The organism is Arthrobacter sp. FW306-04-A (genome assembly GCF_044358315.1).
Lineage (GTDB): Bacteria > Actinomycetota > Actinomycetes > Actinomycetales > Micrococcaceae > Arthrobacter.
Genome location: NZ_CP084559.1, coordinates 1191795 through 1212964 on the forward strand (window position 1 = coordinate 1191795; position 21170 = coordinate 1212964).

General features: G+C 63.9%; 21 protein-coding genes. 9 read left to right on the forward strand and 12 right to left on the reverse strand.

The window, feature by feature from the left end; genetic code table 11:
- Positions 1 to 27: 27 nt before the first annotated feature.
- Entirely contained in the window at positions 28 to 486 is a 459-nt protein-coding gene (locus LFT43_RS05515; RefSeq protein WP_395801530.1) for a DUF4307 domain-containing protein, read from the reverse strand.
- Positions 487 to 599: 113 nt separating this feature from the next.
- Here LFT43_RS05515 and mca point away from each other — a divergent pair, with 113 nt between their 5' ends.
- The 3 genes from mca to LFT43_RS05530 all read left to right on the forward strand — a co-directional run bounded on the left by mca (position 600) and on the right by LFT43_RS05530 (position 4096).
- Complete coding sequence (gene mca / locus LFT43_RS05520) at positions 600 to 1505, forward strand: mycothiol conjugate amidase Mca (protein ID WP_395801531.1); 906 nt, start codon at positions 600 to 602, stop codon at positions 1503 to 1505.
- Positions 1506 to 1575: 70 nt separating this feature from the next.
- Positions 1576 to 1884, forward strand: a complete 309-nt coding sequence (locus tag LFT43_RS05525; RefSeq protein WP_395801532.1) for a hypothetical protein — start codon at positions 1576 to 1578, stop codon at positions 1882 to 1884.
- On the forward strand, positions 1862 to 4096 hold the full coding sequence (locus tag LFT43_RS05530; RefSeq protein WP_395801533.1) for a thioredoxin domain-containing protein: 2235 nt from the start codon (positions 1862 to 1864) through the stop codon (positions 4094 to 4096). Before LFT43_RS05525 ends, LFT43_RS05530 begins: the two co-directional genes overlap by 23 nt.
- On the opposite strand, the gene LFT43_RS05535 is transcribed toward LFT43_RS05530, so the two are convergent.
- A complete protein-coding gene (locus tag LFT43_RS05535) occupies positions 4093 to 4734 on the reverse strand; it encodes a hemolysin III family protein (protein WP_395801534.1) in 642 nt (213 codons plus the stop codon). The two genes, LFT43_RS05530 and LFT43_RS05535, sit on opposite strands and share 4 nt — an antisense overlap.
- A gap of 241 nt (positions 4735 to 4975) precedes the next feature.
- Here LFT43_RS05535 and LFT43_RS05540 point away from each other — a divergent pair, with 241 nt between their 5' ends.
- Complete coding sequence (locus LFT43_RS05540) at positions 4976 to 5737, forward strand: isoprenyl transferase (protein ID WP_395802916.1); 762 nt, start codon at positions 4976 to 4978, stop codon at positions 5735 to 5737.
- A 339-nt stretch (positions 5738 to 6076) separates the two neighbouring features.
- Entirely contained in the window at positions 6077 to 7381 is a 1305-nt protein-coding gene (locus LFT43_RS05545) for a PhoH family protein (protein WP_395801535.1), read from the forward strand.
- A gap of 349 nt (positions 7382 to 7730) precedes the next feature.
- On the opposite strand, the gene LFT43_RS05550 is transcribed toward LFT43_RS05545, so the two are convergent.
- On the reverse strand, positions 7731 to 8501 hold the full coding sequence (locus tag LFT43_RS05550) for a hypothetical protein (RefSeq protein WP_395801536.1): 771 nt from the start codon (positions 8499 to 8501) through the stop codon (positions 7731 to 7733).
- 59 nt (positions 8502 to 8560) lie between these two features.
- Here LFT43_RS05550 and LFT43_RS05555 point away from each other — a divergent pair, with 59 nt between their 5' ends.
- Positions 8561 to 9139: a prepilin peptidase gene (locus LFT43_RS05555; protein ID WP_395801537.1), complete on the forward strand. Its 579-nt coding sequence runs from the start codon at positions 8561 to 8563 to the stop codon at positions 9137 to 9139.
- A 163-nt stretch (positions 9140 to 9302) separates the two neighbouring features.
- Complete coding sequence (locus LFT43_RS05560; protein ID WP_395801538.1) at positions 9303 to 9776, forward strand: NUDIX hydrolase; 474 nt, start codon at positions 9303 to 9305, stop codon at positions 9774 to 9776.
- 106 nt (positions 9777 to 9882) lie between these two features.
- On the opposite strand, the gene LFT43_RS05565 is transcribed toward LFT43_RS05560, so the two are convergent.
- From LFT43_RS05565 to LFT43_RS05585, 5 genes are all read right to left on the reverse strand, one after another.
- On the reverse strand, positions 9883 to 11496 hold the full coding sequence (locus tag LFT43_RS05565) for an MDR family MFS transporter (RefSeq protein ID WP_395801539.1): 1614 nt from the start codon (positions 11494 to 11496) through the stop codon (positions 9883 to 9885).
- Entirely contained in the window at positions 11493 to 12161 is a 669-nt protein-coding gene (locus LFT43_RS05570; protein ID WP_395801540.1) for a TetR/AcrR family transcriptional regulator, read from the reverse strand. The genes LFT43_RS05565 and LFT43_RS05570 overlap by 4 nt, the downstream gene beginning before the upstream one ends.
- 131 nt (positions 12162 to 12292) lie before the next feature.
- Positions 12293 to 13729: a class II fumarate hydratase gene (locus tag LFT43_RS05575; RefSeq protein WP_395801541.1), complete on the reverse strand. Its 1437-nt coding sequence runs from the start codon at positions 13727 to 13729 to the stop codon at positions 12293 to 12295.
- A gap of 98 nt (positions 13730 to 13827) precedes the next feature.
- Entirely contained in the window at positions 13828 to 14442 is a 615-nt protein-coding gene (locus LFT43_RS05580) for a carbonic anhydrase (protein WP_395801542.1), read from the reverse strand.
- A 9-nt stretch (positions 14443 to 14451) separates the two neighbouring features.
- Positions 14452 to 15171 (reverse strand): DUF4245 domain-containing protein, encoded by a 720-nt coding sequence (locus LFT43_RS05585; RefSeq protein ID WP_395801543.1) that lies wholly within the window; start codon positions 15169 to 15171, stop codon positions 14452 to 14454.
- Positions 15172 to 15375: 204 nt separating this feature from the next.
- Between LFT43_RS05585 and glpX the strand changes: the two genes are divergently transcribed.
- Both glpX and LFT43_RS05595 read left to right on the forward strand, forming a co-directional pair.
- Positions 15376 to 16395: a class II fructose-bisphosphatase gene (gene glpX, locus LFT43_RS05590; RefSeq protein WP_395802918.1), complete on the forward strand. Its 1020-nt coding sequence runs from the start codon at positions 15376 to 15378 to the stop codon at positions 16393 to 16395.
- 126 nt (positions 16396 to 16521) lie between these two features.
- Positions 16522 to 16797, forward strand: coding sequence for a hypothetical protein (locus LFT43_RS05595; RefSeq protein ID WP_395801544.1), 276 nt, complete (start codon positions 16522 to 16524; stop codon positions 16795 to 16797).
- Positions 16798 to 16900: 103 nt separating this feature from the next.
- Here the strand turns inward: LFT43_RS05595 and LFT43_RS05600 are convergent, their stop codons facing one another.
- The 4 genes from LFT43_RS05600 to LFT43_RS05615 all read right to left on the reverse strand — a co-directional run bounded on the left by LFT43_RS05600 (position 16901) and on the right by LFT43_RS05615 (position 20956).
- Positions 16901 to 17836 (reverse strand): lipid II:glycine glycyltransferase FemX, encoded by a 936-nt coding sequence (locus LFT43_RS05600; RefSeq protein WP_395801545.1) that lies wholly within the window; start codon positions 17834 to 17836, stop codon positions 16901 to 16903.
- 3 nt (positions 17837 to 17839) lie between these two features.
- On the reverse strand, positions 17840 to 19090 hold the full coding sequence (gene manA, locus LFT43_RS05605) for a mannose-6-phosphate isomerase, class I (RefSeq protein WP_395801546.1): 1251 nt from the start codon (positions 19088 to 19090) through the stop codon (positions 17840 to 17842).
- Positions 19091 to 19241: 151 nt separating this feature from the next.
- Positions 19242 to 19820, reverse strand: a complete 579-nt coding sequence (gene purE / locus LFT43_RS05610) for a 5-(carboxyamino)imidazole ribonucleotide mutase (protein ID WP_395801547.1) — start codon at positions 19818 to 19820, stop codon at positions 19242 to 19244.
- The gene (locus LFT43_RS05615; RefSeq protein WP_395802920.1) at positions 19817 to 20956 is read right to left on the reverse strand and encodes a 5-(carboxyamino)imidazole ribonucleotide synthase; all 1140 of its coding nucleotides are present in this window, start codon (positions 20954 to 20956) and stop codon (positions 19817 to 19819) included. Before LFT43_RS05615 ends, purE begins: the two co-directional genes overlap by 4 nt.
- Positions 20957 to 21170 lie beyond the last annotated feature (214 nt).

Here is a 21170-nt window from a genome sequence, read left to right on the forward strand (position 1 = left end):
CTCGCTGAGTCGCGGGTCACACGTTTGTTATTTGCTGTTGTCGACAATCCAGCAGTTGTCCACGACGGCGGACACGGCCCCGGACTCGGTGTGCAGGATAGTCCTGTGGACAGTCGTCTGGCCGCCGTCGGCGCCGTCCTTCGGGGCATTCGGACCAATCTGGACGACTTTCCAGCCGACCACCGCGAACTTGGAGTCCATGGCCTTGACGGCGCACTTTGCCGCGGCACCAGGGTTCTTGGTGACCTGGAAATCGACCTCGGACTGGGTGGCGTCCGTGGAGCTATAGCCGAGATCCTTATATGACACAGACGATTGCGAGGAAGACGTGGTGACCCAAGCCAGGAACCCGATTCCAAGGACGAGAGCGGCGATCACGATGTTGCGTCTGGTTTTCCCGCCGAAGGCGCGCTTTTGGCTGCCGTAGCGATTGGCTAGGCTGTTAGTTGCCGGCAGCGCCGTGCCCGATGGGTCCTCCGAAGTCACCCACCTAGTTTAGTGGGCTTCCGGCAACTCGTTGCACACAGCGGAAACGCCTGGGCAGCAACCAGCCATCAGCAAACCAGAAGAGCATTACCCGGAAAGAGGAACCGTACCGGATGAGCACATCCAGCAGCCCCGACACGCAGCTCCGGCTGCTCGCCGTCCACGCGCATCCGGACGACGAATCAAGCAAGGGCGCGGCAACCATGGCGATGTACGCGGCTTCCGGCGTCGAGGTCATGGTGGCCACGTGCACTGACGGCTCGCGGGGCGACATCCAGAATCCGGCCATGGAATCGGCTCCACATCCAAAGCGGGACATGGCGGGCGCGCGCCGCCTGGAAATGGAGGAAGCGGCCGCCGTTCTCGGAATCAAACAGCGTTGGTTGGGTTTCGTGGATTCCGGACTGCCCGACGGCGATCCGTTGCCGCCCCTGCCTGAGGGTTGCTTCGCGCGTCAGCCCCTTGAGCGCGCGGCGGCGCCCCTGGTCCGCTTGGTCCGTGATTTCAAGCCGCACGTCGTGGTGAGCTACGACGAAAACGGTGGCTACCCGCATCCGGACCACATCATGGCCCACAAGGTTGCCGTCGAAGCGTTCCATGCTGCCGGAGACCCAACGCGCTACCCCGGGACCGGCGAAAGCTGGGAGCCCAGCAAGCTGTATTACGATCGCGCCTTCAGCCCTGACCGGTTCCGTGCATTGCATTTTGCGCTCGAAGAGGCAGGCCTCCAATCGCCCTACGCGGAACGGTTGGCTGCCTGGCTTGAGGCCGACGCGGAAGGCCATACTCCGCCGAGGCCGATGCACCAGACCACCACGCAGGTGGATTGCGGGGACTATTTCGAGGCCCGTGACGATGCCCTCCGGGCGCACCGAACGCAGGTTGATCCGCTCGGCTTCTTTTTCGCTGTGTCCCCGGAGATGCAGCGCAGGGCGTGGCCGTGGGAAGACTTCACGCTGGTCCACTCCCGGATCCCGGCCGAACTGCCGGAAAAGGACCTGTTCGCAGGGCTAAGATAAGATCGCCGGCGATTTCTATCACGTGTAGAAGTCGCCAACCGGCTGGAAACTCCCATAGAAGGTTTGAACCGTGCACCACTTTCTCATCGCCCTGGCCACGACTCCGTCGCCTACCCCGACCCCGTCGCTGCGCCCCGGCTTGTCGGAAGACCAGGTGACCCCGGGAACCTGGGGCTTCGTCCTGACTGCCTTCATCGTGGTGCTCACGACCTTCCTGATCGTGGACATGGTCCGTCGTATCCGCCGGGTCCGCTACCGTGCCCAAGTTGAAGAAGCCCAGCTGGTCACAGAGTCCGGCGGCGCCGATGACGGCGGCGTCGCCTCGGGCAAGCCGAACGCGGAAGACTCCGACGGCGATGCCGGCTCCGGAGCCCGCTGACCCGGGCACCACCCGGGAATGGCCGGGGGCATCCAATGCCCTCGGCTCCGAACCGTCCGCTTATCTGCGCCAACACGCGCACAACCCGGTGCACTGGCGGCCGTTCGGGGACGAGGCCTTCGCCTTCGCGGCGGCCCGCGATGTTCCGGTCTTTCTTTCCATTGGCTATGCTGCGTGCCATTGGTGCCACGTCATGGCCCACGAGTCCTTCGAAGACCAAGACACGGCGGATTACTTGAACGCCCACTTCGTGGCCGTCAAAGTGGATCGCGAAGAACGCCCTGATGTGGATTCGATCTACATGGCAGCCACCCAGGCCATCAGTGGCGAGGGCGGTTGGCCGATGTCCGTATTCCTGACGCCCGAGGGCCTGGCCTTCCATGCGGGCACCTATTTCCCGCCGACGCCCCAGCCCGGGCGTCCGTCCTTCCGGCAGGTGCTTGAGGCGGTCCACGAGGCATGGCTGGAACGCCGGGACGCCGTCGAGCAGAATGCCCGCGGGCTCGCCTCCGGCATGGCCGATGCACAACTCGCCGCGGCAGTGTCCTTGGACGGGCCACCTGAAATCCTGGACAGAAGCCTGCTGTCGGAAGCAGTGCGCGTTCTCGCCCGTTTGGAGGATCCCGACGGCGGTGGCTTTGGCGGCGCACCCAAGTTCCCGCCGTCGGCGGTTCTTGAGTTCTTGATCCGGCACGCTGCCGTGCAGTCGGATACGTCCGACGCCGCCCGCGACATGGCCGGGCGCACGCTCGCCGCAATGGCCCGTTCCGCATTGTGCGACCAGCTCGACGGCGGCTTCGCCCGGTATTCCGTGACCGCCGATTGGTCCGTGCCGCATTTCGAGAAAATGCTCTATGACAATGCCCAGCTTCTTCGCGCCTACGTCCATTGGGTCAGGCTGCGCGGTGACTGGGTGATGCCGGCAGGCGAGGCAGCGCTGGTGGCTTCGCGGGTGGCGGACTGGATGCTGGATTCTCTCGGGCTGGGCGATCCCGCAGCCCCGGAAGGGCTAGCGTCCTCCCTTGACGCCGACACCGTGGTGGACGGTGTGCATCACGAAGGGGCGTCCTATCTGTGGACTCCTGAAAGCCTAGAAGCTGTGCTGGGCCCAGGGGATGGCGCGGCCGCGGCAAGGCTGATGAGTGTCGGGGCATCGGGCACGGTCTCGGCGTTTGGCTCTCCGCTGCATCCTGGGCGCCAACTGACCGGGTCCGAATCACGGCTGTGGAACCGTGTCCGGCCCGCTTTGCGTGTTGCACGGTCTGCGCGCACACAGCCGGCCCGGGACGACAAGGTAGTGGCGGGATGGAACGGCCTGGCCATCGCAGCGCTTGCCGAAGCCGGTGCGGTCTTGGACAGGCCGGAACTGATCGCCGCCGCGGAAAGCGTGGCCGCGTACTTGGTACGCGTACATTGGCGTCCGGCGTCTGGTTCCAGTGGCTCCGGTTCCAGTGCGCAGGTGCTGATCAGGGTCTCGCACGATGGCGTTGCGCGAGGGATCAGTGGCCTGTTGGAAGATTACGCGTTCTGTGCCGAAGGATTCCTGGCCCTCTATGCCGTGACGGGCCACCGGCGCTGGTACCGGTTCGCGGAAGAATTGATCCGCGGAGCTTGCGCGCGCTTCGTGGTGGACGGGACGTTGTCGGACTCTGTGGGGGAGTCCGCCCAGGTGTTCAACGCGCAAGGGCAGCACCCGGGGTTGGACCCCTTCGACAACGCGGCGCCCAGCGGAGCAGCGGCATTTGCCGGCGTGCTGCTGAGCTACGCTGCGTACTCGGGTTCGCACGAGCACAGGGCCATGGCAAGCAACATCCTGTCCCTCCTGCCTCCGATAGCCGGCCGGGCACCGCGGGTGGCGGGCTGGCTGCTTGCGACCGCACAGGCGGCTGTGGCTGGCCCCGTAGAGGCAGCCGTATCCGGCCCGGCTGGTCCGATCCAGCGGGAACTCCACCGTGCCCTGCTGGCCTCTCCGAGCCCGGGAATGGTGGTGGCCGTGCAGAGCGGGGAAGCTGGCGAAGAGGCGGCCGACGACGGCGCGGTCCCGGAGACCCGCGCAGTGGAACCGAATGTGCCACTGCTTGAGGCCCGCACCGCGGCCGCGGACGGCTCACCGCAGGTGTACTTGTGCCGGGGGATGGTCTGTGACCTGCCGCTACGCTCGGTTGAGGAACTGGGACCGCGCCTTGAAGCGATGACGGAGGCCGCCGGCTAGCTCAGCACGGCAATCATGATTGCGGCAAAATGCGCCGCGAAGGCCAGCACCGTGAGAGCGTGGAAGAGTTCATGGAAGCCGAAGTTCCGGGGGCTGAAATTGGGTTTCTTGATTCCGTAGAAAACGGCGCCGGCGATGTAAAGGGCTCCGCCTACGCAGATCAGGATCGCTGCGGGGGCATTTGCCTCGAAGAATTCAGGCAAATAGAACAGCGCGCCGCAGCCCAGTGCAACGTAGATGGGCACGTAGAGCCAACGCGGGGCACCGGTCCAGAGGACCCGGAACAACACCCCCAACAGTGCCCCAGACCAGATGACCCACAGCAGGAGCACTGCCTTGGGCCGCTCCAGTAGCGACCACGCCAGCGGGGTGTAGCTGCCGGCGATCACCAACATGATGTTGGTGTGGTCAAGTCGCTTGAGGACCATTCTGGTTTTCGGCTCCCAATTGCCGCGATGGTAGACCGCGGACACGCCGAAGAGCAGTACACCCGTGAAAGCGTAGATGGCCGATGCGATCTTCCGGTCGGCCGTAGGTGCCAACGTCACCAGGGCGATTCCTGCTGCGACGGCGAACGGCGTGGCCACAGCATGTATCCAGCCGCGCCACCTTGGCTTGATTGCGAGCAGCTCCGACATCGTTTAAGCGTAACCCGCGTCCGGATAAGTTACTGCCGAGTAACGATCTTTTCAATCGAGTTTCAAGACTTCTGTGTGCCAGCGGCCCAGCTTGGGAAGGTAGCCTTGGTGGTGCACCTTAGGCCGCGCGCTGGAGGTGGTGATGGTTGTTTGGGTGAGGGCGGCTGCCCGCCCGGCCAGCCGCCGTCGTTGTTTATTTTGCTTTCAGGTGCCGTTCAAAGGAAGTCAGGTGAGTGTCCGGATGGAGTGGCCCGGCTTCCTCTACGGCTTCTACGAGCGCAAGCTGCTCCGATCTCTCAAGCAGGACAAGATTCCCCGGCACATCGGCGTGATGGTGGACGGCAATCGCCGCTGGGCGCGGCAATTCAACGCTCCCACCAGCGAAGGCCACCAAGCAGGGGCGGACAAAATCCACGAGTTCCTGGGGTGGTGCCAGGAACTGGGAGTCAAGGTTGTCACGCTGTACATGTTGTCAACTGACAACATGAACCGTTCCGGCGAAGAACTTGAACTCTTGATGGGCATCATCGCCAACACCCTGGATCGGCTGGATGAGGATGCGGATATCTCAGTCCACGCCATGGGTGCGCCCGAGCTCCTTCCGGACTATCTCGCCGAGCGGCTCAACAAACTTACAGCCCGCACTCCGATCCGCGAGCGGCTGCACGTCAACGTGGCGGTCGGGTACGGCGGGCGGCGCGAGATCGTCGACGCCGTCCGGGAATTGCTGCATGACGCCGTCGCGCATGGCCGCGACATCAGCGAGCTGGCCGATGAACTATCAGTGGACGACATCTCACGCTTCCTCTATACGCGCGGCCAGCCTGACCCTGATCTCGTGATCCGCACATCAGGTGAGCAGCGCTTGTCCGGCTTCCTCATGTGGCAAAGCGCCTACAGCGAGTTCTACTTTTGCGAGGCACTCTGGCCCGCGTTCCGCAAGATCGATTTCCTCCGGGCCCTGCGGGACTACGCGGGCCGCCAGCGTCGCTTCGGTTCCTGACGCGGTTTCCACTCAGTGCGCTCCCGTTTACGGGAAGTTCACATTTTGTCTACACGAATCGCCGTTTGAGCTAACCGGAAATGTAATGGCACGGGAATACGTTAATCCCATCAGTAGGCAAGCCGCCTGCTGATCGGGGAGGCCAGTAGATGGAGCGAATCATCGCACCAGTTACGTGGGGGGCCGCGCCCGGCCTTCCGGCCGAGCCGCCTCACGAATAAGCCGGGTTCGCCCGGGGCTGGAGTCGATGTGGCTATTTCTGAGCAACTGCCCGTAATCGTTTCCGACGGGGAAAGTTCAGCTACCTCTCGCACCAAGCGGGCCAAAAGCGGTGGGACTGTGTCCAAACCCCCGACTGGCCGAAGCTATGTGATTGACACTTCCGTGTTGCTTTCCGATCCGCACGCCCTGTTGCGCTTCGCAGAGCACGAAGTCATTGTCCCGATCGTGGTCATCACCGAATTGGAAGGGAAACGCCACGATCCCGAGTTGGGCTACTTCGCCCGCAAGGCGCTCAGGCTCCTGGATGACCTGCGCATTGAGCATGGCGGGCTGAATCAACCCATCCCGATCGGATCTGACGGCGGCACACTGCGTGTCGAGATGAACCACGTCTCCACCGAAGTCCTGCCTGCAGGATTCCGGGGGGGCGACAACGACAGCCGCATTCTGGCTGTCGCCAAGAATCTAGCCAACGAGGGCCACAACGTCACGGTAGTCTCCAAAGACCTCCCCATGCGCGTAAAAGCCTCCGCCATGGGGTTGTTTGCTGACGAGTACCGCAACGAACTCGTCAAGGACTCCGGATGGACCGGCATCGCAGAGATCGAGGCCAGCGAGGACGAAATCACCACCCTCTACGGCCACGAACCGGTCTTCATCCCGGCCGCAGCCGAACTGCCGGTCAACACCGGCCTGGTGCTGCTCTCGAACAGGGGCTCGGCCTTGGGACGCGTTGGCGCGGACAAGCAGGTACGGCTGGTCAAGGGCGACCGTGATGTTTTCGGACTGCACGGCCGCTCGGCGGAGCAGCGGCTTGCCATTGATCTGCTCATGGATCCCAGCGTCGGAATCGTTTCGATCGGCGGCCGGGCGGGCACTGGAAAGTCGGCCCTGGCCCTGTGTGCCGGGCTCGAAGCAGTCCTGGAACGCCGCGAACACCGCAAAGTGATCGTTTTCCGGCCGCTGTACGCGGTGGGTGGACAGGAACTCGGCTACCTGCCGGGTTCTGAGGCAGAGAAGATGAACCCCTGGGCGCAGGCGGTCTTCGACACCCTCGGTGCACTCGTCAGCCAGGAAGTCGTTGAAGAAGTCATGGACCGGGGCATGCTCGAAGTCATGCCGCTGACCCACATCCGCGGACGCTCCCTCCATGACGCCTTCGTGATCGTGGACGAAGCCCAGTCGCTCGAAAAGAACGTGCTCCTCACCGTGATGAGCCGCATCGGACAGAACTCCAAGATCGTCCTGACCCACGACGTCGCACAGCGGGACAACCTCCGGGTCGGCCGGCACGACGGCGTTGCCGCCGTCGTCGAGACACTCAAGGGCCACCCGCTGTTCGGCCACATCACTCTGACCCGCTCCGAGCGCTCGCCGATCGCCGCGCTCGTGACGGAACTGCTCGAAGGGGCTGAAATCTAGGCGCGACTCGGTATTGCCGGGTGCGAGCGGCTCGCCTTTTGAGCAGGACGTGAGGCTTCGCTCGTTCCTGGCTGGAAGGACGGCGCGCGCTCACCTATGGCGCGTTTTTGCCGAGCGCTCCCTCACCTATGCGGGGTTTCCTGTTGACGCACGCTCACCTTTCTCGCCAAAATCCGGAACGCTCGTTCACAACAACAAATGAGCGAGCGTTCCGCGGAGGGGGCCGATAGGTGAGCGAGCGTTGGGTGGGAGGGGCCGATAGGTGAGCGAGCGTTGGGTGGGAGGGGCCGATAGGTGAGCGAGCGTTCTCGCCGAAGCTGACAGCGTTCGCCCGTTCGCCCGTCCGCTCTCAGGCGCGGGGGCCGATGTCCCAGCTGATGTGCTTCCGGACATCCGTGAGGTTCATCGATTCAGCGAGGAACAGATCGTCCAGCATGTACTCGTCCACCCCTAGGATCCGCATCCAATGCCCCTGACCGGTGCCATCGCCGTCGAGCGATTGGCTCGAAACGCAAACGCCCGTTCCCGAGTCCACCCGCAACAGCGTGCGTCCGGGAAAACAGAGCGGCTTGGTTGCATCCGACGCGACATAGCTGTGTCCCCGGGTCGCGATGGTTTCGAGCGCCGGTCGTCCCTCGTGATCGACTTCCCGAATGGGACCGAGGGCCACCCGGTTGGATTCGGGAAATTCCATGGGAACCGGCGCGTTCCCCGCGAGCTCCACGGGATCCAGGGCGGCAGCCAGCCTTCCGTTACCGAAGGACGGCTCACCATATGCCGCCTCCGGGCGTCGACGGACCAAACCACCGGAGTCATAAACGGGGGTCACCAAATGGGCCGGCAAGAGCCAGGATTTGCGCTTGGAACCAAGGTAAAGCCCGTCGCGGGAGTCGTTAATGCCCGTAGTACTGTGCAGCAGCGTGCCATCCATGGTTTCGAGCCGAAGTGCTCCCGGCCGACGCAACCAGGCTCGCACGGTGTCTCCTGCGTTTCCCGGCCGGTCCAGGTATTCGAACCTCAGGCTGGTCCATTTCCACGGGGAGGAACGGCAGAGGTTTCGGAAGGTGGAGGACATGTCGGCGTCCGGATTGCCTTGGATTTCTGCACTGTAGCGCCCCATATCCACAGTCTAAGGGTGCGTGACCGGCGCGCGTTTCAGAAACCCGATAGCATCCGAGGGTGATCCGACGACTCGGCGAATTGTGGGGGACCAGTTTCCCGGCCTTCTGGCTGCTTCTCGCAGCATGTGTGTACTTTGCGATCATGGCTGCGCGCCTCACAGTCATTGACATCCGTCACCACCTACTGCCCAACCGGATCGTGTTCCCCTCCTACGCCATCGCGGGAGTGTTGTTGCTCGGCGCAGCGATCGCCGTCGCCTTGGGCGGCGGAGCGGCGGGAACCCTCTCCGGAGCGGCAGGAAACGTGCCCGACGGCGGCGCCGCCTTCCTGGGTGTGCCCGCTTTGGGAATTGTGGCCGGGGGAGTTGTGCTGTGGCTTTTCTACTTCATCCTGCGTTTGGTGTATCCGCCGGGGATGGGCTTCGGCGACGTCAAACTGGCCGGAGTTCTAGGCCTGTACCTTGGCTATCTGGGCTGGGCGCATGTCTTCGCAGGAACATTTGCCGCGTTCCTCTTCGGCGGCCTGTGGAGCCTTGGGCTCCTGATTGCCCGGCGCGGGACGCTCAAGTCAGCAATACCGTTCGGGCCCTTCATGCTGGCCGGTGCCGCGGCGGCGATGCTTGCCTTGCCGGCCTGAGAACGGAGGTCCCAGGTGACGCGAAGGCACCCGCCCGAACATGCCCGCCCGCTGTCATTCGCGCTTCGCCAATGGGATACTCGCCCTACTGGCGGATCCGATCAGGAAGCGGGGGCGATGTTCCTGCTGGTGATAACTGTTTCAACGAAAGCGGGCTAAGGCAGTGGCGGTTCCGGAATTCATCCTCGAAATCCGCGAGAAGATCGGCAATGATCCGCTGTGGCTGCCTGGCGTGCGCGGCGTGGTTTTGGACGACGAGAACCGGGTCCTTCTGTGCCAACGGGCCGACAATGGCCGTTGGACCTTGATTACGGGGATGCTGGAACCAGGTGAGCACCCCGCGCCGGGATTGATCCGGGAGATCTTCGAGGAAACCGCCGTGGTGGCCGAGACGGAGCGGATCCTGGCGGTAGGAGTGATCGGCCCTGTCACTTATCCCAACGGGGACGTTTGCGACTTCCTGGATATTGCCTTCAAATGCCGTTACGTCTCCGGCGACGCCCGCGTCAACGACGACGAATCAATCGCCGTCGGCTGGTTTGCCCTGGACGACTTGCCTGAAATCAGTGCTGGCCACCGCGAAACCATCAGGCTCGCGCTGGAACCGGGCACCGCCGTCGCGTATCAGCGCGATTAACGGTCCGCGCACCAACCAGCACGGGGGCGGCTCGGCAGGCCCGACGTCGGCGGGTTCAGCGCCTGGTGAGCTCGCCGTCGTGGTCGTCAACGTTCTCGACGGTCCCCTAGGCGGATGTTCCGAGCCGTTCGGCTTCGAGGCGTTCCGCCTCCTCGCCCCCAACAGCTTCGCCCCGGGCCACCATGCCGGCGGTATCGGAGAGCGGGATCTGCTTGAGCGTGATGGCGAGCAGGAGCGCGACGGCGATGAACGGGATCAGGTACCAGAACACCGGTGCCAGCGAATCGGCATAAGCGTTGATGATGGCGTCCTTGACCTGGGACGGCAACTGGGCCAGTGTCTGGGGATCGAGCTTGCTGGTGGACTGTGCAGCTTGTGCAGCGGAAGCGCCGGCTCCTGTGAAGGCTTTGGTGAGGGACTCTGCCAGGCGCGTGGTGAAGATCGAGCCGAAGACCGCGACGCCCAACGAAGCTCCGACTTCGCGGAAGTAGTTGTTGGTGCTCGTGGCCGTGCCGATCTGTTCCGCTGGAACTGCGTTCTGCACCACCAGGACAATGACCTGCATGATCAAGCCCAGGCCAGCCCCGAAGATGAAGAGCTGGATGCAGATGACCCAGATTGGAGTTGCCGCGGTGAGCGTGGTGAGCCACAGCATCGCAACGATCGTTAGGCCCGCTCCGAGGATCGGGAACATCTTGTACTTGCCGGTCTTGGAGATGCGGATACCGGAATAGATCGAGGTACCCATGAGTCCCACCATCATCGGCAGCATGAGCAGGCCGGAGACGGCAGCTGAAGTGCCAGAGGACATTTGCAGGAACGTCGGCACGAAGGCGATGGCGGCGAACATGCCTAGGCCCAGCGTGAAGCCGATGGCCGTTGCGTTGATGAAGATCCGGTTCTTGAACAGGCTCAGCGGAATGATGGGGTCCTCGGCCTTGCGCTCCACCAGAACGAAGAGGAACGCGGCCAGGACCATGCCGGCACCGAAAGCCCACGTGAGCGGCGAATCCCAGCCTTGGTCTTTCTTGCCGCCGAAGTCAGTGAAGAAGATCAGGCAGGCCGTGGCTGCAGAAAGCAGCAGCACGCCCAGGATATCGATGCGCTTTTCTGCCTTCTTGTTCGGCAGGGTGAGCGTGAACCAGGCGATGGCGAACGCCGCGATGCCGACCGGGATGTTGATGTAGAAAGCCCACTCCCAGGTGAGGTGGTCCACGAAGAAACCGCCCAGGAGCGGGCCTGCAACGGCGGAGAGGCCGAAGATGGCGCCCAGGGGACCCATGTATTTCCCGCGTTCCTTGGCCGGCACGATGTCGGCGATGATGGCCTGGGACAGGATCATGAGGCCGCCGCCGCCAAGGCCTTGGATGGCGCGGAAGATCACGAAGCCCCAGAAATCGGTGGCGAAGGCACAACCGATGGAGGCTGCCGTGAACAAACCGATGGCAATCAGGAAGAGGTTCCGCCGGCCCAGGATGTCACCGAACTTGCCGTAAATCGGCATGACGATGGTGGTGGCCAGCAGATAGGCCGTGGTGATCCAGGCCTGGTTCTCCACGCCGCCGAGCTTGCCGACAATAGTGGGCATGGCCGTGGAGACGATGGTCTGGTCCAGGCTGGAGAGCAGCATTCCGGCGATGAGCGCCGAGAAAATGATCCAAATCCTTCTCTGGGTCAAGAGCAGCGGTGCGGCCGCTTTGGTCTTGAGGGTGGTACTCACGGTTGGTCCTTCTGGGGTTCGACGGGGTTGGTGTCCAGCGGTTGGGCGAAGAGCCCGCGGGCTGCGTTGATGTTCCGATCCAGCAGTTCGCGGTAGGGCTCGGTGTTCTCTTCGGAAAAGAACTGTTTGCTCGTCTTCTTGGTGACTGCGCCGAAGACCGCGGCGGCCATGATGACCTCGATGTGGTCTGCGGGGAGGCCTTCACGGGCGGCGATGAGCTCGGCGAACTGACGCTCGCGGACTTCGCCTTCACGCGTCAACCGGCCCAGGAGCTGGGGCTCGGCGGTAACTGCCGCGATGAGCTGGCGGATCTCCGACGGGCTGATGGTGGATCGCTCGAGGACGGCCAGGGTGAAGTGGCGCAGTGCGGACAAGAGCGAGTCGGAGATCGTGCCGATGGCACGGGCGGGGTTGCGGCTGAAGGCCTCCAGAGCCTCTTCGGGAAGCTCGTCGGAGAAAGACCCGATGACCGCGTCCTCCTTGGTGTGGAAGTAGTTGAAGAAGGTCCGCCGCGATATCCCGGCCTGTTCGCAGGCTTCCTCGACGGTGAAACCGTTGAGTCCGCGCTGCGCGGTCAAAGACCGGGCAACGGCGGAGATCGCCGCGCGGGTCTGTGTGCGCTTGCGCTCGCGGAGGCCGCCATCGATAGTTGCACTATTTTCCACAAAGTAAAGTTTTGCACTTTTCTATAAAAAGTGCAAAAAGACTTTTGAGGCGGAAACGACGACGGCGGCCGGCACCTTCCCTGGGGAAGATGCCGGCCGCCGTCGTGCTGGCTAGCTGGGCTAGGTGGAGGCTAGGCCTTGTGGGCCGGTCGGGTCATGGTGGTGACGTCGAGGGCCTTGTCGAGCTGCTCCTCGGTCAGTTCGCCACGCTCGAGGTAGCCGAGGGAGACCACGGCCTCGCGGATGGTGAGGCCTTCAGCCACGGCTTTCTTGGCGATCTTTGCCGCTGCTTCGTAACCGATGAACTTGTTCAGCGGGGTCACGATGGATGGGGATGCCTCGGCCAGGAACCGGGCGCGCTCCACGTTGGCGGTGATGCCGTCGATCATCTTGTCGGCCATCACTCGGCTGGTGTTGGCCAGTAGGCGGATGGATTCCAGTAGGTTGGCGGCCATCACGGGGATGCCGACGTTGAGCTCGAAAGCGCCGTTGGTGCCGGACCAAGCGATGGCGGTGTCGTTGCCGATGACCTGCGCGCAGACCATGATCGAGGCTTCGCAGATGACCGGGTTGACTTTGCCGGGCATGATCGAAGAGCCCGGCTGGAGATCCGGGATGGAGATTTCGCCAAGTCCCGTGTTGGGGCCGGATCCCATCCAGCGGAGGTCGTTGTTGATCTTCATGAAGGAGATCGCGATGTTGCGCAACTGGCTGGAGCCTTCGATGAGGCCGTCGCGGTTGGCCTGCGCCTCGAAGTGGTCGCGCGCCTCGGTGAGGGGCAGGCCGGTGTCGGCAGCGAGGAGTTCGATGACGCGCTCCGGGAAGCCTTCCGGGGTGTTGATGCCGGTGCCGACGGCGGTGCCGCCCAGGGGAACCTCGGCAACGCGGGGGAGGGCTGCGTTGATGCGCTCGATGCCGTAACGGACCTGCGCGGCGTAGCCACCGAACTCCTGGCCCAAGGTCACCGGAGTGGCGTCCATGAGGTGGGTGCGGCCGGACTTGACGACGTCCTTGAACTCCACGGCCTTGCGGTCCAAGGAAGCAGCCAGGTAGTCGAGGGCCGGGATCAGGTCGTTGATCAGGGCCGACGTCGCGGCGACGTGGACGGACGTCGGGAAGACGTCGTTGGAGGACTGGGAGGCGTTGACGTGGTCGTTCGGGTGGACAACCTTGTCACTTCCGGCGGAGGCGAGGGCGCGTGTTGCCAGCTCCGCGATGACCTCGTTGGTGTTCATGTTGGACGACGTGCCCGAACCGGTCTGGAAGACGTCGATGGGGAAGTCGCCGTCGTACTTTCCGGTAGCAACCTCATCGGCAGCGTTGGCAATGGCCGCGGCGAGCTCACCGTCGAGCACCCCCAGTTCGGCGTTTGCGAGGGCTGCAGCCTTTTTGACGCGGGCCAGGGCCTCGATGTGTGCGCGCTCAAGCGTCTTGCCGGAGATCGGGAAGTTCTCCACGGCGCGCTGCGTCTGGGCGCGGTACAGTGCGTTCACGGGGACGCGAACTTCGCCCATCGTGTCATGTTCAATACGGAACTCGGCCGTGTTGGATTCTTGAGTGGAAGTCATGGGCCTAGCTTATGGCGAGCGACCGCTTGACCGAAAACCGGTGGTGCAAAGCTACGGCTGCTGGTTGCCGCCCCATCGACGGCGTTGCAGCGCCGGGCCTAAAGCTTGCCGATGCCGGAAACCAGCGCCGCACGGCCTTCGTCCAGTTTGTAGGAAAGCCCGACGACGGCGGCGCGTCCGTCGTCGATCGCGGCGGAAATCACACGGGAACTGTCCGCCAATCGACGGGCCGTTTGCTTGACGTGCTCCACCACCATGTCGTTGACATCCGTCTGCTCGTTGCGCACGGCTGTGAGCACGGACGGCGTGATGCGCTCCACCAGGGAGCGGATGAAACCGACCGGCATCTCGCCAGTCTCCACGGCGTGCTTGGTTGCCTTCACGGCTCCACAGCTGTCGTGGCCAAGGATCACGATGAGGGGGACGTGAAGTTCGGAGATGCTGTATTCAAGCGAACCGAGGACGGCGTCGTCGATCACCTGGCCGGCGGTGCGGACTACGAAGGCATCGCCGAGTCCGAGGTCGAAAATGATCTCAGCGGCCAGGCGGGAGTCCGAGCAACCGAAAATCACGGCGAAGGGATGCTGGTCTTCGACAAGGGAGTTTCGGCGCGAGGCGTCCTGGTTGGGGTGCATGGACTCGCCGGCGACAAAACGTTCGTTTCCTTCGCGCAAACGGCGCCAGGCAAGTGCAGGAGTCAGGTAGGTGGCCACGGCGCTACTTTACGGCTTGGAGGTGGCAGGCTGCGAAACTGTTTCGCCAGGCTTCGTGGTTTCGTCCGGGGAAGCCGCCGGAGCTGCGTCCACGGCCTTCACTACGGCTGTGGCTAACGTGGAGAACTCGTCCAATCCTGCGCCGCCACTCAGGATGATCGTGGTGCCGCGGTAGTTCAGGACCATGCTCCGGTTGCCCTTGGCCGTGTCATGGAGCTCCCAGTCGTGGCCGCCTGCGTTACGCGTCCCGGTGACCGGGGCGCTGCCGGTTTGTTGGAAAATCCACGTGGGATTCGCCTTGCGGGTCTGGACAATTCCGATGAACGCTTGCTTGGGAGTGAGATACCCGACCTCCCAGGTGGGTACGCCGTCGCCGGTCCCGGATACCCAGCGGGCGTAGTTTGGACTAAATGTGTCGCCGGTATCGGGCGCGACGGGTGTGAAACCCGCCACATCTTTGGCGTTGGTGGCGGTTGCTGCCACATTGACGTTGGGCCGGTAGCCGTTGCTCTTCGGCGCCGGGTTCATGAGCACGATCGGCAGGAATGCCAGCACGCAGAGGAGCAACGCGATGAGCATGCCGATCACCGAGGCGTTGGCGCGTTTGGCTGCTTTCGCCGGGATGACGGGCTTGACGATCGGTTGGCTGGCGTCGTCGGGGCCGGGGGCGGCACTGCTGCCATCATTCAATGGGGCAGCCGCCATTGCTTTGTCCTGCGTATCACTCACGCTTCAATAGTCCCTTATCCAAGCGGCTAATACACATCGGGCAATCCGCGCAAGGGGTGTTCCGAGAGTCGGTCATCCCATGACTCGTCTGCCCAGCCCCGACTATGATCTCTTGTAGAGGAATGATCCAGGCCGCCAAGCGTGGCCGTTCCTGGTCCCACGAATCGCATCATCGAAGAAGAGGTTCACGTGTCTCCAGCGCCAATGTCCCAGACGTATTCCACGATTTCGCCGGCGCTCGCCGTCGGAACCGATGAGCCGGACCGCAACCTGGCCCTCGAACTTGTCCGCGTCACCGAGGCCGCGGCCATTGCCGGCGGTCACTGGGTTGGCTTCGGCGACAAGAACAAGGCCGACGGCGCCGCGGTTGACGCCATGCGCTCGTTCCTCCACACCGTCCATTTCAACGGCGTCGTTGTCATTGGCGAGGGTGAGAAGGACGAAGCCCCCATGCTCTTCAACGGCGAGCATGTCGGTGACGGTACCGGGCCGGAGTGCGACGTCGCCGTCGACCCCATCGATGGAACCCGCCTGACTGCCCTGGGCATCAACAACGCCCTCGCCGTGCTGGCAGTGGCCGAACGCGGCACCATGTTCGATCCCTCCGCTGTGTTCTACATGGAAAAGCTCGTGACCGGTCCCGAGGCCGCTGACATGGTGGACCTGCGTCTGCCGGTGAAGCAGAACCTGCACCTGATCGCCAAGGCCAAGGGCGTCAAGGTCAACCAGCTCAACGTCATGATCCTGGACCGCGATCGCCACCGCCCGTTGGTGGAGGAAATCCGCGAAGCCGGCGCCCGCACCAAGTTCATCATGGACGGCGACGTCGCAGGCGCCATTGCCGCCGCACGTTCCGGCACCGGCGTCGACGCCCTGATGGGCATCGGCGGTACCCCTGAGGGCATCGTTGCCGCGTGTGCCATCAAGTCCCTCGGCGGTGTCATCCAGGGTCGCCTCTGGCCCACCAGCGACGACGAGAAGCAGAAGGCCATCGACGCCGGCCACGACCTCGAGCGCGTCCTGTCCACGAACGACCTCGTGACGAGCGACAACTGCTACTTCGCAGCCACGGGCATCACCGACGGCGACCTCCTCAAGGGCGTGCGCTACTCCAAGGACAAGGTCCTGACCCAGTCCATCGTGATGCGCTCCAAGTCCGGCACCATCCGCTTCGTCGACGGCGAGCACCAGGCCAGCAAGTGGGAAGGCTACGCCCGCAAGTAAATCCTGGCTTAGTGCAAAAGGGCGGCACGATCGCTCGGCGGCTATCTCCTCGTCCCTCGTCGATTCTGACACCGCTGTCACGATCCCACCGCCCTTTTGCGCGCCCGCAGACTTCCGTCGGGCTAATTGGGAGAAGGGCCAGCGGAGCTTTTCGGGCAACTCCCAAACGGTTCCTTTCCGGCGTCGGCCGCTGAAACCCTTGGACTGAGCCAGAAGCAATTGCGCCGCGACAGCATTGTCACGTTGTCGCGGGGACTGCGCCTGCCGTTGCAGAGCACGGGGACGGTCGCGGAGCACTTGCGTGGCTACACCGAGCTCGACCCCGAATGTTGCCTGAGCCACGGCTCCGCCGCGCGGATCCGTCGCATCAGTTTGTCCGCGGCCCTCGACGAGACGATTTGAAGGCGATGGTGGCGACCCATCCCGGCATGCGAGGCGTCCGCAAGGCCCGGCTGGCCCTGGATTTTGATGGCATTTGCTGCCAGTTCGGGCTTAAGGAAGTGGGTCAGCGGAGCTTTTCGCGCAGCTTCCGCGCGAGCTGGTAGGCACCGTATCGGAACTTGTTGACGGGAAGGTCCCACGTGCCCGGATAGGCGATTTCGCGTCCGCCGAAAGACTTCTTGAAGGCAGTGAATCCGGCCCACTTGTGATCAGGATCGCCTTCCGGGGCCACACCCCACAGGTCGACGTGCTTGAGTCCCTTGTCCTTGGCATCGGCCATGAGCGTCACGAGCAACGGGATGCCCGCGCTGAGCTTGCGGTGCGTGTCATCGAGCGCCGCGTGGGCGTAGGTACGCGTGTCTGCGGAGTCGTACGCCAGAGCGGCGGCAATGGGCTCGCCTTCCAGTTCGGCGATGAACAGGGTGCAGGCGCCGGCAGGCATGAGGGAACGGGCTACCGAGCTCAGGTAGTCGTCGCTCTGGGGTTTGAAACCGTTCCGTGCTGCTGTCATGTGCAGGAAGTTGAGAAGTACTGAGATCTCTTCAGGATCCTGCGAAGACCGGAACGTTACGCCCTTCTTGTGGATGTTGCGGTACAGGTTCCGGTTGGTGGATTTCATGCCCGCTAGGACGTCCTGGAAATCGCCGTCCAAATCCACAATCCAGCTCAGTTCCGGCTGCTGGTTGGACGGCGCGGGCTGCAGGCCGCGTGCCCGCAGTACCGCATCGGCGTCGACGGCTTCGAACCCGGCGGTGACCGGTTCCATCCGGACAAACACTGCCCGGCTGCGACGCGCGATGTCCAGGAGCGCCTCTACAGCCGCGCCGAAGGCCTCCAGCGAATCGGCCACGGGTCCGTACGGCGTGTAGATCACCTTGCCCGCGGGGTTTTTTTCCTCAACAGCCAGGAAACGCCACCCCGGGCCGGACTCCTCGTGCACGGTACGGCCAAGGGAACGTTGGAAGGACGCCCAAGCGGGCGTCTGCAGGAAATACTCCACGGCCTAGTTCCCCAGCCCCGTTGTGACGGCGAACGCAACGCTCGTTCCGGCTGCTCCGGAAGCCGGGTGCACCATGACGGGCTCTTCGGCCGCCGGAATGAACGCACTTACGCCACGCGCGACGGCGAGTTCGCTCTTGGGGGAGTCGAGCACGACGGAACCCGACACGACCACGACGACGGCGGGGCCGACTTGCGCCAGCGGCACCGGTTCCGCTCCAGGGGCCAACTCGATGCGCTGGAGTTGGAATTCCCGGAATGGCGGCACATAGAGATCCTGGCCAAATCCGGAGGTTCGCGGCGCGATGCGCGGCACCCCGAGGGAAGCGAACTCGATGGTCTTCAGGAGTTCGGGAACATCGATGTGCTTGGGAGTGAGGCCACCGCGCAGCACATTGTCCGAGGCCGCCATGACCTCCACGCCGAGGCCCTTCAAGTAAGCGTGGACGTTTCCGCCCGGCAGGTAGACGGATTCGCCCGGTGCCAGGAAGACAAGGTTCAAGAGCAGGGAAATCAGGACACCCGGATCTCCAGGGAACTCACTGTTGATGCCCACCAACGTGGTGAGCTGCGCGGTGTGGATACCCATCGGCGCGCCCGACTTCAAGACGGAGACCACTTGCTCCGTTGCCGCTGACACGGCATCCCCGCCGGTAATCAGGCGGGTGAACGCAGCCTTGAGAGCGGCGGACTCATCTGGGCCGGACAGGTCTGCGATGACCCCAATGATGACCTCCGGGACGTCGACGGCGGCCAGGTCCAGGAGAGTCGCGAGGTGCTCGAAGGCGCGCCGCGAATCGGCGGCTGGACGGAAACCGCAGAGCGCCTCAAACGGGGTCAGGGCGAAAATCATCTCCGGCTTGTGGTTGTCGTCCCGGTAGTTGCGTCCGGGGGCATCCGCTGCCACGCCTGCGGCATTTTCCTTTGCGAAGCCTTCCCTGGCTTGCTGCAGCCTTGGGTGGACCTGCAGGGACAAAGGCTTGTCCGCCGCAAGAAGCTTGGTGAGGAACGGCAACCGGGGACCGAATTCGGCCAGGCTGGATTCGCCCAGGAAATGGGCGGGATCTGCGTTGATCAGGGCGTCCAAGGCAACGGAGGATCCATCGGGGCGCGTGGCCATCGACGGCGAGTCGGGGTGCGCTCCGATCCACAACTCGGCCTCGGGTCCGCCCGAGGCGGGCCTTCCCAGCAGGGTGGAGATCGCCGTCGTCGATCCCCATGCATACGGTCGCAGAACGTTCTCAAGCAGGTACACGGCAGGGGATCCTTGTCATTACGAGGCGGTACGTTCGGATAATTCGGGCGCTTGCCAGCCTACAACGGTCTGCATTGCCCGTTGCTGGCATCCGTCAGGTTCGTTCCGGGCTGGTTCCGACCGGGCCGGCTATCGGACATCGCAACGCCCTTTAGCGGCTGCTCCGAGCGGAGACGTTGGCCGTGGAGAACACTTCGGCCACCTTGTCGCGGAGCTTGGCCCCTTTTTCCGTGGCAGTATTGTTGAGCTCCTGGGCAAACTCGAGCAGATCGCCACGAAGCCGGACGGCCAGATCATCGGTTCCGGAAGCAAGTATGCGCACGGCCAGAAGGCCGGCGTTGCGGGCGCCGCCGATCGACACGGTCGCCACGGGTACGCCCGCGGGCATCTGAACGATGGACAGCAGGGAATCCATGCCATCCAGGGTCTTCAGCGGGACCGGGACGCCGATCACGGGCAGCGGGGTGACGGATGCGAGCATGCCCGGCAAATGGGCGGCGCCGCCTGCTCCGGCGATGATGACGCGGATGCCGCGTTCATGGGCACTCTGCCCGTAGCGGATCATTTCCGTGGGCATCCGGTGGGCGGAGACCACGTCGGCTTCGAAAGGGATGCCGAATTCGGCCAGGGCGTCCGCCGCAGCTTCCATGACCGGCCAGTCGGAGTCGGAACCCATGACCAGGCCCACGATCGGGGCGGCGTTCTCGGCACCCGTTTTTTCTGCACTCATGCGGTCTCCTCGGTGGTGGTCTCTGCCGGCATGCGGCCGTCACGGATGATGTCGGCAACAACGGCGGCGCGGTGCCGGATGGAATCGACGTCTGCCGTGGAGTTGCCGACGAGGTTCACATGGCCGATCTTGCGGCCGGCACGCACGGATTTGCCGTAGCAGTGGACCTTCGCAGCGGGCTCGTAAGCCAGGGCCTTGGGGTAGGCGCTGAAGAGATCTTCGTTGGCGCCACCCAGGAAGTTCTTCATGACCACCACCGCGCCCAAGGCATCGGTGGCACCGAGGGGGAGGTTGAGGACTGCGCGCAAGTGCTGCTCAAACTGGCTTGTGACGGAGCCGTCCTGCGTCCAGTGGCCCGTGTTGTGCGGACGCATGGCGAGCTCGTTGACCAGGAAGCCGGCCCCGACGCCGGGAGTCTCAAAGAGTTCTGCCGCCATGACGCCCGTGACGCCCAGTTCATTGGCGATCCGCAGCGCTGCCTCTTCGGCGGCGGCGGCGACTTCCACGGGAATGTCCTGGGCAGGCGCAATGACTTCGTCGCAGATCCCGTCCACTTGGACAGTGTGGACAACCGGCCAGGCGCGCGATTCGCCGTCGGGAGTTCTTGCGACGAGCGCGGACAGCTCGCGGCTGAACTCAACCTTCGCCTCGGCCAGCAGCGGGCTCATGGCCTCGAACCAGTCCGTGGTGGTCCGGGCGTCGTCGGCGGAATGAACGATTCGCACGCCCTTGCCGTCATAGCCCCCGCGCGGAGTCTTCAAGACGATCGGCCAGCCGATCTGCTCACCGAAAGCCACCAGGTCTTCGACGCCGTGGACGGCTGCCCACTCGGGGTTGGGGAGCCCGAGGCGGTCGATCGCTGCACGCATCACCAGTTTGTCCTGCGCGTGCACAAGGGCATCCGGGCCCGGTTGGACATTGACGCCGGCCTCGATCAGGGCACGAAGGTGCTCAGTGGGGACGTGCTCGTGGTCGAACGTCATGACGTCCAGTCCCTTGGAGAACTCGAGCAAGGCCGCGAGGTCCTTGTAGTCGCCGACTGGAGCCGTCGCCACGGCCTGGACGGCAGAAACGTCCTCACCTTCAGCAAGGACACGGAGTTCAAAGCCAAGAGCGGTCGCGGCCGGAGCCATCATTCGTGCGAGCTGGCCGCCGCCCACCACGCCAATTACAGGAAAAGTCACAAGGTTCAGCCTACCGAACCAGCAGCCCGTTCCTGGATTCTGCTGCCCCCGTTGCCCTACCCGGCTGCCGAAAGGGTTCCCGTGCGGGGCCGTTTGCGCGGAACAATTGGGCAAGCTCCAAGGAATCGGCGCTAAAATGGAGACTTCGGCCCATCGGCCCCCTAGA